This window comes from Escherichia sp. MOD1-EC6300, assembly GCF_002965045.1.
In the GTDB taxonomy this organism is placed as follows: domain Bacteria; phylum Pseudomonadota; class Gammaproteobacteria; order Enterobacterales; family Enterobacteriaceae; genus Escherichia; species Escherichia coli_F.
In genome coordinates this window covers 376206-389925 of the sequence record NZ_PTRH01000002.1, presented here as the reverse complement: position 1 = coordinate 389925, position 13720 = coordinate 376206, and the positions used below count along the sequence as shown (strand labels likewise).

At 54.1% G+C, this 13720-nt stretch carries 12 protein-coding genes; all 12 read right to left on the bottom strand.

All coding sequences use genetic code 11. From position 1 onward, the window contains the following. Position 1 precedes the first annotated feature (1 nt). A complete protein-coding gene (gene wcaL / locus BGE37_RS04520; protein ID WP_072662070.1) occupies positions 2–1222 on the bottom strand; it encodes a colanic acid biosynthesis glycosyltransferase WcaL in 1221 nt (406 codons plus the stop codon). Next, a complete protein-coding gene (gene wcaK / locus BGE37_RS04515) occupies positions 1219–2499 on the bottom strand; it encodes a colanic acid biosynthesis pyruvyl transferase WcaK (protein WP_072662069.1) in 1281 nt (426 codons plus the stop codon). The genes wcaL and wcaK overlap by 4 nt, the downstream gene beginning before the upstream one ends. 71 nt (positions 2500–2570) lie before the next feature. Then, positions 2571–4049 (bottom strand): colanic acid undecaprenyl disphosphate flippase WzxC, encoded by a 1479-nt coding sequence (gene wzxC, locus BGE37_RS04510; protein WP_072662068.1) that lies wholly within the window; start codon positions 4047–4049, stop codon positions 2571–2573. 1 nt (position 4050) lies between these two features. Continuing rightward, positions 4051–5445, bottom strand: a complete 1395-nt coding sequence (gene wcaJ / locus BGE37_RS04505) for an undecaprenyl-phosphate glucose phosphotransferase (RefSeq protein ID WP_000183130.1) — start codon at positions 5443–5445, stop codon at positions 4051–4053. Between the two features lie 135 nt (positions 5446–5580). Further along, positions 5581–6951: a colanic acid biosynthesis phosphomannomutase CpsG gene (gene cpsG / locus BGE37_RS04500; RefSeq protein WP_001313977.1), complete on the bottom strand. Its 1371-nt coding sequence runs from the start codon at positions 6949–6951 to the stop codon at positions 5581–5583. A 192-nt stretch (positions 6952–7143) separates the two neighbouring features. Beyond that, positions 7144–8580, bottom strand: a complete 1437-nt coding sequence (gene cpsB, locus BGE37_RS04495) for a mannose-1-phosphate guanyltransferase (RefSeq protein ID WP_016240101.1) — start codon at positions 8578–8580, stop codon at positions 7144–7146. A 2-nt stretch (positions 8581–8582) separates the two neighbouring features. Further along, positions 8583–9806 (bottom strand): colanic acid biosynthesis fucosyltransferase WcaI, encoded by a 1224-nt coding sequence (gene wcaI / locus BGE37_RS04490; protein ID WP_061353517.1) that lies wholly within the window; start codon positions 9804–9806, stop codon positions 8583–8585. After that, positions 9803–10282 (bottom strand): GDP-mannose mannosyl hydrolase, encoded by a 480-nt coding sequence (gene gmm, locus BGE37_RS04485; protein WP_000479836.1) that lies wholly within the window; start codon positions 10280–10282, stop codon positions 9803–9805. The genes wcaI and gmm overlap by 4 nt, the downstream gene beginning before the upstream one ends. Positions 10283–10284: 2 nt before the next feature. Beyond that, entirely contained in the window at positions 10285–11250 is a 966-nt protein-coding gene (gene fcl, locus BGE37_RS04480; protein ID WP_000043606.1) for a GDP-L-fucose synthase, read from the bottom strand. Between the two features lie 2 nt (positions 11251–11252). Beyond that, on the bottom strand, positions 11253–12374 hold the full coding sequence (gmd, locus tag BGE37_RS04475; protein WP_000048190.1) for a GDP-mannose 4,6-dehydratase: 1122 nt from the start codon (positions 12372–12374) through the stop codon (positions 11253–11255). 26 nt (positions 12375–12400) lie between these two features. After that, the gene (gene wcaF, locus BGE37_RS04470; protein ID WP_001153586.1) at positions 12401–12949 is read right to left on the bottom strand and encodes a colanic acid biosynthesis acetyltransferase WcaF; all 549 of its coding nucleotides are present in this window, start codon (positions 12947–12949) and stop codon (positions 12401–12403) included. A gap of 15 nt (positions 12950–12964) precedes the next feature. After that, a complete protein-coding gene (gene wcaE / locus BGE37_RS04465; protein ID WP_000927071.1) occupies positions 12965–13711 on the bottom strand; it encodes a colanic acid biosynthesis glycosyltransferase WcaE in 747 nt (248 codons plus the stop codon). Positions 13712–13720: the final 9 nt, after the last annotated feature.

The window sequence follows — 13720 nt, the reverse complement described above, 5'->3', positions numbered from 1 at the left end:
TCTATAAAGCCTGCAGCAAGCTGGCGAGTTCTCGATTAATCACCTGCTGGTTAAAATCGTGTTCGACTTTTTCGCGCGCACGTTTGATAACCGGAGCCAGTTCGTCGGTGTCCAGTTGGCTAAACGCCGCCAGTCGTTGCGCCAGTGCACGTGCATCGTTCTCAGGCACCAGCCAGCCGGATTTGTCAGCCTCCACCAGTTCCGGTATTCCGCTATGCAGAGTAGAAACCACCGGAATGCCGACCGCCATCGCTTCCATTAGCGCCACCGGAATGCCTTCCATATCACCATCCGCACCTGTAACCGATGGCAACAGGAAGACATCCGCGTCGTCGAGCATCGCTTTCACTTCATGGCTCGGTTTAAAGCCCGGCATCTCCACCACATCTTCCAGTTGATATTGTTCGATGAGGGTGCGCAGGCGTCGTTCCCACGGGCCAATGCCGAGGATGCGATAGCGAAATGCCACGCCCTGCTCTTTCAACTGACGGCAGGCTTCGATCGCCACATGCAGGCCTTTTTTTTCGGTTAAGCGTGCGACGGAAATGATTTCCAGCGGCGTTGCGGGCGCTTTCACCGGACGCGGGCTAAAGCGCGTCATGTCCACGCCCATGCGCGATACGGCGATTTTTTCCCTCGGGCAGCCCATTTTTTGCAGCCTTCCGGCCCACAAATCACTTATCGGTAGCATCAGGTCGCCACGGCGGAACAGTTGCTGATATTCGGGAGTGTAGTGGTTGAGCACTTCCCGACTGGAGATATCAATACCGTGGAAGATGGTGGCAATTTTGCCGCGAATGACACCCAGTTCCCGTAGTTTTGCTGCGGTTACCCCCGCCGGGCCAAAATGAGCGATGAACACATCGGCGCGAAACGGTGTTGCGACCTGGCCGCAAATGGCAGACAAAATCAGGTTCCGCGACTCGGCACCATAGCGTTTGAGGTTGAGCGCCTGCCAGGTATTTTTACGATGAATGCCACGTAACGTCTGGCTGACGCGGTGGCGCAGCTTCGCCACTTTGCCCGTAGGTTCGTCCTGTAACCAGCGGGTTCTGGCGGCAAGGTTGTATTTCGTCCATGCCGCGTGGGTGTTCTGGGTGTCGCCTTTTTGCAGCGCGACAATCTCCACCTCAAAGCCCATATCAATAAACGCGGTAATTTGATTGAGGACGAAGGTTTCCGACGACAGCGGAAATTTCAGTAAAAAGAAGCCGACCTTCATTTCGCCTCCCCGATGCGTTCAAGCACAGATTTCACCATCTGCATTCCCGTCTGACGTTCGCGACTGACGGCTTCGTTAAGTCGCGTGTTCAGTGCCGGAAGCTGGCCTAAGGTATCCGCAACCATCGCTTGCAAGCTGCCGTCCAGTAAATGACGGATATCAATTGCCATCTCCGGTAGCCCCAGTTGTTGCATGATCCCGGCGGATTTATGTTCATAGTTGATGGCAATCGCCGGAGTGGCAAAATTCATTGAGATAATGGCGGAGTGCAGGCGTGTACCGACAGTGAGTGCACAGGCTCCGAGAATTTTGCCCATTTCCAGATCGTTAAGTTCATCCATCACTACGTGGTAACGGGCAGGATCGCTGATGTGCTGGCGCAGGTTGAGCGCCACCATGCGGTCGTCTTTGTTATAGCTGTCGATGCCCGTACAAGTGGAGAGCGCAATCACCTGATAGCCTTCGTCGAGAATGCGATTGACCACCCCGGCAAAGGCTTTTTCATACGCTTGCTGAGTGGTGCCGAGACGTTTGTCGAACGGTGCCAGTTCGCGCAGGGTAATTGCTACCGTTTTCTGTTGTGCGGCAACGTCCAGCCAGTGTTGAACGGCATAGCTGGCGGTGAAATCTTCGGTGTGGTGATCGACCAGCCACGCGGTATCGACGCCATGTTCCACTTTTGCGGTAGTGATATTGCTGCGTTTCATCAGATCAAGGCTGACCGATTCGCGCAGGATCAGCGCGTCGCAGTGACCAAAAACGTAGTTCGCCAGTTGGTTAAATTGCTCATCCTGGAAGGGGCCGACGCTGTGACCAATCATAAACAGCGGCTTTTTCGCCATAAATGTGCAAAGCGCGTGTTCAAACTGCGGCACGCCGTAGAGATCGACAAAAAACGACCCGCCGACCTGAATAATGGCGTCGTAACCTGACAGCAGGCGCACGAAGTCAGTGAATCCCTGGGCGATGGCGATATTACGCAGCTTGCCAGTGTCGGTGACGCGTGAGAGCAATACCTGATGTTGGTAGCGGCGACGGAGGACTTTTTTAACGCGCCCGACAACGCCCGCCGCGCTGTTGTGTTGTTTCATTTGCAGGAACAGCGGATCGCCCATTACCGGGCGGTTGAGCAGCCAGGAAGAACTGACCGGATAGCGGCTCATCACGTCCACTTCGGCATGTGGATTGAGGATGTTGATGGCATCAAGTAAGCCGCGCAAGATGGCGCTGTCGCCACGATTGCCGCAAGTGTGGTTGCCCAGAATAAGTAATTTCATTTTTTCCTCATAAATTTGATGCCAGGTGAGGTTATGTTATTGTTTTTATTGCCGTAGCCTAAAACAACCATTCACCCCGCCCGTAAAAGCATTTTCATTTTTTCGCTGCGACAAAACTGACGCTTCACTTCCACCACCAGCGGATGGCGCGACAGCACAATCATCACCACAAACACCAGCACGCCCGCGGCTATTTGCACCGCCAGCAGCATCCCCAGCGCCAGTTGCCCTTTCAGCAATAGGCCCAGCGCATAACTGACCACCAGTGTCGGCAGCGAGAGATAAAACGGCAGCCACAAACTCAGGATGTACTGACGATAACTGGAACCGAGCACCGGTTTAATCATCACGAAGTAACTCAGAATGGTGTTGATAATCTGCACCAGCAGGAAGCCAAGCGTGACGCCGATTGCGCCCGCCATCTGCCCACCAATAACAATCGCCGGAATAAACAGAAAGGTTTTGAATACGTTGAATTTAAAGCTGATATCGACCCGCGCTTTCGCCATCAGCAGCGAACCAATCGGGTTCCCCACTGAGCGCAGCAGCCCCACCACACACAGCATTTGCAGCACCGGAATAATGCTGTTCCACTTCTCACCAAAGACCAGCGGTACAAAGTTATTCGACACCACCATCAGCCCCAGCAGCGCCGGAAAGTTGATAATTCCCACCACCGACAGCAGCTTGTAGAAGTTGACGCGCAGCTTTTCGGTGTCGTCCTGAATTTTGGCAAACGCCGGAAACAACACGCGGGTGATGATTGGGTTCAGCTTCATCGGTGGCACAACGGCCACGTTGTACGCCAGGTTGTATCCCCCTGCCACGCCCGCGCCGAGAATACGCGCCAGCACCAGCGTTGAAAGGTTGGTGTTGAGATAGTTGATGATGCTGTCCGCCGTCAGCCAGGCACCAAAGCGTAAGTTCGGTGCCACCGACGCCAGCGAGAAGTGCAGACCGGGGCGATAAATTTTGCGGCCAAAGTAGCCAAACAGCAGCGTTCTTACCGCACTATTGACCAGATAACCGAGGATCGCGGTCATCGCCAGCGGCCAGAAATGGGCGCTAACCACCGTAAAAGTGAAGCCCGCCAGTACCGCGCTGGTTTCGATCATGCCGATTTTGTTGAACTCCAGCTCCTTCTGCATCAACGCGCGGAACTGTTGCCCGTGGGGGATCACCACAAACGCCAGCGACAATGTTTTAATCAACGGTGCCAGGTCCGGGTTATTCAGCACGTCGCCGATGAGGTCACTCAACAAAAACACCGCCACGCACACCACGATCCCCAGCCCGACGTTCAGCCAGTACAACGTGGTGAGTTCAAGGTGACTGATTTCTTTTCGCTGAATAATCGAGTTAGCGATACCGAAGTCAGAAAGCGTATCTGCCAGCGCGATAATCACCAGCGACACAGTCAGCAGGCCGAACTGGTGGTTGTCGATAATCCGCGCCAGCACGGTCATCTGCACCAGCCCGAGGCCGATGATGATCACCGTGGCAATCGCCGACCACTTCGCGCCGCTGATGGTTTTTTCACGTAAGCTCATATCAATATGCCGCTTTGTTAACGAAGCCTTTGAATACCGTCAGGAAAACGATTTTGATATCGAACCAGACGCTCCATTCGCGGATGTACTCAAGGTCGAACTCGACGCGTTTTTCCATTTTCTCCAGCGTGTCGGTTTCGCCGCGCCAGCCATTAATCTGCGCCCAGCCGGTAATGCCCGGTTTCACTTTGTGGCGCAGCATGTAGCCTTCAATGAGCTGGCGATACTGTTCGTTATGCGCTACCGCGTGCGGACGCGGACCGACAATCGACATCCCGCCGGTCAGCACATTGATAAACTGCGGCAGTTCATCCAGCGAGGTGCGGCGCAGAAAGTTCCCCACTTTAGTGACGCGCGGATCGTTCTGCGTCGCCTGGGTCACCACTTTGTCGTTCTCCATCACTTTCATGGAACGGAACTTCCACACTTTGATCGGCTTGCCATCCATGCCGTAGCGAGTCTGGCGGAAAATAACCGGCCCTGGTGAACTGAGTTTCACCGCCAGCGCAATACAGCACAGCACCGGGGAGATCAGCAGCAAGATCAGCGTCGCCAGCACAATGTCTTCCGCACGTTTTAGCAGGCGGTTAACCCCGGAAAGCGGCGTGTCATACAGCGGCACCACCGGAACGCCGTTCATCTCTTCGAGACGTGAATGGAGAATATTGAAGGTAAAGACATCGGGGATCAGCAGCACCGAACAGGTGGTGTCCGCCAGTTGATGGACCAGTTTTTTCACTCGCGCGCCGTCGCACATTTGCATCGCGATATAGACGTTATGAATCTTACCCGCTTTAGCATCCTCGACCAGCTGTTGCAGATTGCCCGCCCAGTCGTTAGAAACGCCGCCCGGTTTCGGGTCGTGGTAAACGCCCACCACTTCAAACCCTAACCACGGCTGATTACGGAAGCTCTCCATCAGCATTTGTCCGGCGGCTAAATCCCCCGCCACCGCGACCATGCGCTTGTTATAGCCATGATTACGCAGCCAGCCCGCCCCAATGCGAATACATGAACGGCAAACCACCAGTCCGATACTGGTCAGCCCATACCACGCCAGCCAGATTTTCAGTTGCGTGTCGAAATCATTGTTGAACGCCACCAGTCCGGCGCTGAAAATCACGCTTAAGGTCCAGTTTTGTAGCAACAGGGCAAATTCTGTCGCTGCCCGAACACCGCGCCATGAGCGATAAAAATCGGTGATGCCGCCCAGCATCTGGAACACCACCAGCGTAATCAACGCCACCAACAGGTGCATGTAGAGGAATGACAGTCCGCTCACTTCGCAAACCAGCCATAGTCCGGCAAACATGATGGTGATATCTGAAAAGCGTTGCACCATAGAGATTAACGATGCATTGGTTTTCGCTCGCTCGCGCTTTTTTAGATTTGTCATCGTTGTTCCTGTTCTATTGTCGCCTCGCCCCTCACCCCGGCCCTCTCCCCAAAGGGGCGAGGGGGAGAAGAAAGTTCCGTGCTCACTTCTCTCCGCAGGCAGTAGAGCGTCAGGGTGAGGGGGAAAGTAATGACATTACTCGTTCAGCAACGTCAGCAGAGTTCGCGTTCGCGCTTCCATCAGCGGCACATCACCGCGCGATTCCACATTCAGGCGCACCACCGGTTCGGTATTGGAGGTGCGCAGGTTAAAGCGCCAGTCGGCAAAGGTCATGCTGATGCCATCGGTGCGATCCACCGCCAGCGCCTCACGGCTAAAATGCTGTTCCACGCGGTTAATCGCCTCAACGGGTTGCGCCAGTTTGCTGTTGATCTCACCGCTTGCCGGAAACGCCGCCATCCGGTCGCGCACCAGTTCGCCCAGCGTTTTTCCTTTCAGGCACACCAGTTCGGCGACCAGCAGCCACGGGATCATGCCGCTGTCGCAGTAAGCGAAATCACGGAAGTAATGGTGGGCGCTCATTTCGCCACCGTAGATGGCGTCTTCCTTGCGCATACGTTCTTTAATAAAGGCGTGTCCGGTTTTCGACATCACCGGCGTGCCGCCAGCGGCAGTCACCACATCAACGGTATTCCAGGAGAGACGTGGATCGTGGATGATCTTCGCGCCGGGATTTTTTTCGAGGAACGCTTCTGCCAGCAGGCCGACAATGTAGTAGCCTTCGATAAACTGCCCTTTTTCGTCAAACAGGAAGCAGCGGTCAAAATCGCCATCAAAGGCAATGCCCATATCCGCGCCGTGTTTGATGACCGCATTGCGGGTGTCGTCGCGGCATTCCGGCAGTAGCGGGTTAGGAATACCGTTGGGGAAATTGCCGTCCGGCGTGTTGTGCACTTTGATTAATTCCACGGGTGCGCCAAGGGCTTTAAAGCGGGCTTCAATGGCGTCCACCACCGGACCCGCTGCGCCATTCCCGGAGTTAATCACCAGCTTGAGCGGCGTGAGGTTTTTGACATTGATATAACCGAACAGGTGATCAACGTAAGCGTCACGCAGGTTGATTTGCTGATAGCGACCGCGTTTGGTTTCATCGACGGGAGGAAAGTCGTTGGCTTCAGCCAGACGCTGGACGTCGCGCAGTCCGGTATCACCGCTGATCGGGCGAGCCCCTTCGCGCACCAGCTTCATGCCGTTATAATCCATCGGATTATGGCTGGCGGTGACTTCAATGCCGCCATCCACGCCGAGATGGAACGTGGCGAAATAGATCTCTTCGGTGCCGGACATACCGATATCCAGCACGTCAACGCCCGCATCCTGTAAACCTTTTGCCAGCGCCAGTTTTAAGGTTTCGCTGGTGAGACGGACATCACCGCCTAACACAATGGTTTTCGGTTTGAGAAATTCGCCATAGGCGCGACCAATGCGCCAGGCGATATCTTCATTCAGTTCTTCGCCTAATTTCCCGCGAATATCATAGGCTTTAAAGCAGGTTAATTTTTTCATGTCGTTACCCTTTTTCAGGCAATAGTTGGCCCTGACCGAAACGGCCAATTTTGTTTTTGTCGTTATTTACATCTCGGTTTCGCATTCATTGCCTGATGCGACGCTGCCGCGTCTTATCAGGACTACAAACCCGAACCGTAGGTCGGATAAGGCGTTCACGCCGCATCCGACAAACAGCGCCTGATGCGACGTTTACACCCGTCCGTAGCGATCCGCGAAGCGCACCACATCATCCTCTTCGAGATAAGAGCCGGAGCGCACTTCAATTAAATCGAGCGGAATTTTCCCCGGATTTTCCAGGCAGTGCGTCGCCCCCAGCGGAATATAAATGGACTCGTTTTCACCAAGCAGTTTGATATCACCATCAATGGTGACTTTTGCCGTTCCCGCGACCACTACCCAGTGTTCCGCGCGGTGATGGTGCATCTGTACCGACAAACCCTCGCCCGGTTTCACGGTGATGCGTTTCACCTGGTAGCGGTCGCCCGCGTCGATAGAGTCATATTTGCCCCACGGACGATACACTTCGCGATGCACCCGATGCTCATGGCGACCATCGGCTTTGATCTGCTCGACCACTTTTTTCACATCCTGTACCGCGTTACGGTCGGCAATCAGCACCGCATCTTTGGTCTGCACCACTACCAGATCTTTCACCCCGACGGTGGTGACCAGGCCAGATTCGGCATACACATAGCTGTTTTCAGTTTTGTGATTAATCACATCGCCGTGGCAAACGTTGCCCTCGGCGGTGTGGGCGCTGATCTCCCATAATGAAGACCAGGAACCAACATCGCTCCAGCCCGCATCCATCGGCACCACAACAGCATCTGCCGTACGTTCCATGACCGCGTAATCCACCGACTCTTCCGGGCAGGTCAGAAACGCTTCTTCATCCACGCGAATAAAATCAAGATCCGGATCGACGGCGCTCATCGCTTTTTCGCAGGCATCGAGGATATCCGGGCGATATTTTTTCAGTTCTTCGAGATAGCGTCCGGCACGGAACAGGAACATACCGCTGTTCCAGTAATATTCGCCGCTTGCCACATAGGCCTGGGCGGTTTCCAGATTCGGTTTTTCGACAAACTGCGCCACTTCAAAGGCCACCGTATCCTGCTCGCCCGCAGATACTTCACCGCGACGAATATAGCCATAACCGGTTTCTGGTAGATCCGGCACAATGCCGAAGGTCACCAGTTTGCCCGCTTCGGCATACGGCATGGCATTACGCACGGCGGCACGGAACGCGTCTTCATCGGCAATCACATGATCCGCCGCCAGCACCAGCATTAACGGGTCGCTCTCCGGGCTATGACGTTTTGCCGCCAGCGCCGCCAGCGCAATGGCAGGTGCAGTGTTACGCCCTGCCGGTTCGAGAATAATGTTCTCGGTGAGTTTGTTCAGTTGACGCAGCTGCTCCGCGACAATAAAGCGGTGCTGCTCATTGCAAATCACCACCGGGCTTTCGCACTCCACGCCGTTCAGGCGGCAGATGGTGGTTTGCAGCATGGTGAGATCGCCTTTCAGGCATAAAAACTGCTTGGGGTAAAGTACGCGGGAAAGCGGCCATAAGCGGCTACCGGAGCCACCTGCCATCACAACTGGATAGAGTTTCGACTGCGCCATAATTATCCCCGAATATCATTTATAAATTGACGTAACACGTTCTCTTTATCGAGCGTGCGTTCGGCATATTCACGTGCCACCGTGTTATGTTTGGGCAGCAGGAGCGCCTGACGAATCCCCGCCACCAGCGCCTCGACCGATTCCGGTTCTACGCAAACCGCAATACCCGGAAAGGTTTCGCAAAGCTGCCCCAGTTCTGTGTGGGCCTCTGCGGTAATCACCGCGTTACCGCCTACCGCCAGAATATTGGTCAGTTTCGACGGCAATACGGCATCTGCCGCGCCGCGTTTTTGCACCACCAGATGGCAATCGCCCATCTTCAGCAGTGCGGGTAAAGCGTCATACGATTGCAGCGGGAAAAATTGCATGTTGCGCAGTCCACGCTGCTGCGCCATTTTTTCCAGCCGCGCTTTGCCGCCGCCCTGCCCGACAATGGCAAAAATCAGCGGTTCATCGCGCAGGAGATCGGCAGCTTCAATAACGTTTTCCAGCCCCTGCTTTTCACCAATATTGCCGGAGTAAAGAATGATTTTTTTGTTATCCGGCAGGCCAAGCTGGTTACGAAGGGCATCAACATCGGCGTCTGCAACATGCTGAAAACGGGCAATTTCCGACCAGTTGGGGAAGAAAATGACGTTATCCGCCGCCACGCCTTTTTCGATGGCTTTATTCATCATCGAACGCGAAATCGTGGAAACGTTATCGACGTTATGCAGTCCGCTACGTTCGAACGCCGTTGCCAGCTGTGCCACTTTGCTGCCTTTGCCTTTTCCGGCAAGGCCCAGCCCCAGCATGGCATCCACTTCGTAATCCTGAATATGCAGCACGGTACGCGCACCAGAGAGTTTCGCCAGCAGGCGCATTCCCGGCGTGCAAAACAGCGTTGGCACCACGCCAATAATGCGATCCGGCTTCCAGCGACGTTGCGCCATCAGCGGAAAGAAACTGCTGACGGCAAAACTGCCGAGATGCAACAGGCGTTTCAGGGTGCTCGGCTGTTTTGGCACGTACAGCGGGCAGCGCCACACCGTGGCGGCCCCCTCTTCTCGTTTGTACCGCCAGGCGGAATAGTTCTCGCCCACCTGCCATTGCGGGTAGTAAGGCGGTGCGGTAATAACCCGCACCTCATGACCTTGTGCCGCCAGCCATTCCACCATCTCGCCGGTGTATTTGCCGATGCCGGTTAACTCCGGCGAGTAGTTAATGCCGTAGACCAGTATTTTCATAATCCGGGTACTCCGGCACGCTTCTCAGCGAGAAAATAGGCGCGGCTGTTAGCGTGAACATTGTCACTGGCGAGCAGTGCGTCCGGCGTCAGCCAGCGGTAATCGTCATGCTGCTCATCCGGCAGTAACAGTTCTTCTTCCGCTACTCTGAAGCGAAAACCGAGCACCACATAGTGAGTGGTGAAATCCGTGCCAGAGAAGTTATCGTCATAAAAGTGCTGCCAGACACCGTAAAACTGGCCTGCTGTTATCGGCAGACGCAGCCCCAGTTCCGCCATCGTCAGCCGCTCAAATGCGGCTTCCAGCGTTTCGTCTTTCTGCACGCGCCCTCCCGGCACAAACCAGTAACCCTGCGCCGGGCGGTTGGTTCTTTTGCCAAGCAGAAATTCGCCGCGACTGTTCTCGACAATAAAGTCGAGAGAGACAAGCGGGGTGGAGCGCACTACCGTGGCAAAGTCTTCCTGACGTAAAAACATCATTACCCCCGAAAGCGGTCTTGATTCTCAAGGAACCACTGGTAAGTGCTGGCAAGCCCCGCTTCCAGTGAGATTTCGTGATACCAGCCAAGCTGATGCAGGCGCGTCACATCCAGCAGTTTGCGCGGCGTGCCATCCGGTTTGCTGGCATCAAAAACCACCCGGCCTTTGTAACCCACCACTTTGGCGATGGTTTGCGCCAGCTCGCGGATAGTGCAGTCAACGCCCGTGCCGACGTTAATGTGCGACAACATCGGCTGGGTGTTTTCCAGCCAGACTTCGTGCGCCAGCTCCATCACATGAATGCTTGCCGCCGCCATATCATCGACGTGCAGAAATTCACGCATCGGTGTACCGCTGCCCCACACCACCACGTCCGGCGCATTCTGTGCCGTCGCCTCGTGGAAGCGACGCAGCAATGCTGGGATCACATGCGAATTACTCGGGTGGAAGTTGTCATGCGGGCCATACAGGTTGGTCGGCATGACCGAGCGGTAATCGCGTCCATACTGGCGGTTGTAAGATTCGCACAGTTTGATCCCGGCGATTTTGGCAATGGCGTAAGGCTCGTTGGTCGGCTCCAGCGTGCCCTGCAACAACTCGCTTTCTGCCATCGGCTGTTTTGCCAGTTTCGGGTAGATGCAGGACGATCCGAGAAACAGCAGTTTGTTCACGTCGTTCTGATGCGCGGCGTGAATGATGTTGCTCTCAATCATCATGTTCTGGTAGATGAAATCCGCCGGATAGGTGTTGTTGGCGACAATGCCGCCCACTTTCGCCGCCGCCAGATAGACCTGGTCAATGCGTTCGCTGGCAAAGAAATCATGCACCGCGCGGCTGTCCAACAGGTTCAGTTCATCGCGGGTGCGTAATACCAGCTCCACATCACCGCGCTGTTCGAGCTGTCGCCTGATGGCGGAACCGACCATCCCGCGATGGCCAGCGATAAAAATGCGTTGTTTACTCATGCTTATGACTCCAGCGCGATCGCCACGTCGTAGCCGTGAGATTTCAGCAGAGAGTGTTTTTTCGCCGCTTCGAGGTCATTAGCCACCATTTCAGACACCATCTCTCTGAGGGTGATTTCTGGTTTCCAGCCCAGTTTTTCATGCGCTTTGGTCGGGTCGCCGAGCAGCGTTTCAACTTCTGCCGGACGGAAGTAACGCGGGTCAACGGCGATAATCACATCGCCCGGTTTAACGCCCGGCGCGTCATGCCCGGTGACGGAAACCACAATGCCCTTCTCTTCAACGCCCGTGCCTTCAAAGCGCAGTTTGATGCCCAGCTGTGCTGCCGCCATTTCCACGAACTGACGTACGGAGTACTGAACGCCGGTCGCGATAACGAAATCTTCCGGCTGTTCCTGTTGCAGCATCATCCACTGCATTTTTACGTAGTCTTTGGCATGGCCCCAGTCACGCAGGGAGTCCATATTGCCGAGGTACAGACACGACTCCAGCCCCTGGGCGATGTTGGCGATTGCGCGGGTGATTTTGCGGGTAACGAAGGTTTCGCCGCGGCGCGGGGATTCATGGTTAAAGAGAATACCGTTACAGGCGTACATGCCGTAGGATTCGCGGTAGTTAACCGTGATCCAGTAGGCGTACAGTTTGGCGACCGCATATGGAGAGCGCGGGTAGAACGGCGTGGTTTCTTTCTGCGGAATTTCCTGCACCAGACCGTACAGTTCAGAGGTGGAAGCCTGATAGAAACGGGTTTTCTTTTCCAGACCGAGGAAGCGGATCGCCTCGAGCAGGCGTAGCGTACCCATCGCATCGACGTCTGCGGTATATTCCGGTGACTCAAAAGAAACCGCAACGTGGCTCATTGCGCCCAGGTTGTACACTTCATCCGGCTGCACTTCACGCAAAATGCGCGTCAGGTTGGAGGTATCACTCAGGTCGCCATAATGCAGATGGAATTTCGGGTTGCAGGTGTGCGGATCCTGATAAATGTGATCCACGCGCTCGGTGTTGAATGACGATGCACGACGCTTAATACCATGTACCTCGTAACCTTTTTCCAGCAGAAACTCTGCCAGGTAAGAACCGTCTTGTCCGGTTACACCGGTGATGAGAGCGACTTTTGACATGTCTTATTCCTCTGTATTTTTTGAATTTATTCAGTTTCAACGCGTTCGCGTATCACCACTGCGGGATTCCCCCGGCAAACCACATTTGCCGGAAGCGATTTAAAAACACTGCTTCGCGCCCCCACGACGGTGCCGTCGCCGATCGTGACGCCAGGGGCAACAAAAACATCTGTCGCCAGCCAGCATTTCTCGCCAATCACAATAGGCGTGGCGTTAATGGTGAAATGTTGACTTGCATGGTCGTGGCTACCGGTGCATAAATAACTTTTTTGCGATATCACCGAATGTGCGCCAATGGTTATTTCACCGAGGGTATATAAATTGACCTCATCGCCGACCCACGCGTAATCACCTAAGGTTAATTTCCACGGATAGGTAATTTTTACTGACGGACGAATAACTACGTTTTTTCCTATTTTTGCGCCGAATGAACGTAATAAAAATGCCCGCCAGCGATACAATACTTGTGGCGACCAGGCAAATAATGTTGCCTGTACTGCCCACCACAATTGCACTTTAATAGCGTTGCCGCCCCGGAACCCTTTCGGTACCGAGAAACCGCTTAAATCTTGCATCGTTTTCCCTTATATTCAGCTTTTGTTATATAAGGCTTTCGTCTTTGAGGTAGTACGTTGGCGTAAATGCCAGGATAATTCTGCCCAGAAGCCAGGCACATGTAATATTTGCCGTTGGACTTTTTTGGCGTCAGCACACAATTCCATATTATTGGTGGTAGATACCCCACCCATGGAAAATTCAGACACCAGGCCATTGAGTTTTTTAAATGCATAACCGGCTTTATACATTTTGGCTGCCAGCGCGTAGTCGGAAGAAACTTTATATTCCAGGTCATAACGCCATTTTTTCAAGCCGGATACAGGGAAAAATATCGCCTGATGACTGGCGGGCAGGCTGTGATAAATATACCAGCCCGGTTTGGCGCTACGTTTAATTTTATGCCCGTCGCCAAAATCCAGCAGCGCATCGCCGGTGATCATCATGTTATCTTTTTGCATTTTTAACTTACGGACAAAATTTGCGGCATCCTGATGAAAAATATCGCCCGAATTGAGAAACAACGCGAACTTGCCTTGTGCCATCGTAATGCCTTTGTTCATGGCGTCGTAGATACCGTTATCTGGCTCGCTGACAAAGCGTAGGTTATAGATACCATTGAGATTTTCCAGATACTCACGGGTGCCGTCATTGGAACCGCCATCGACAACAATCCATTCGAAGCTGATATCTTCCGCCTGCGCCAGATGCGCCAGCGAGGCATGTGTTTTGACTATCCCTTCGAGGTTACGAAACGCGACAGTGATTATGCTAAGCAACATGTTCTTATT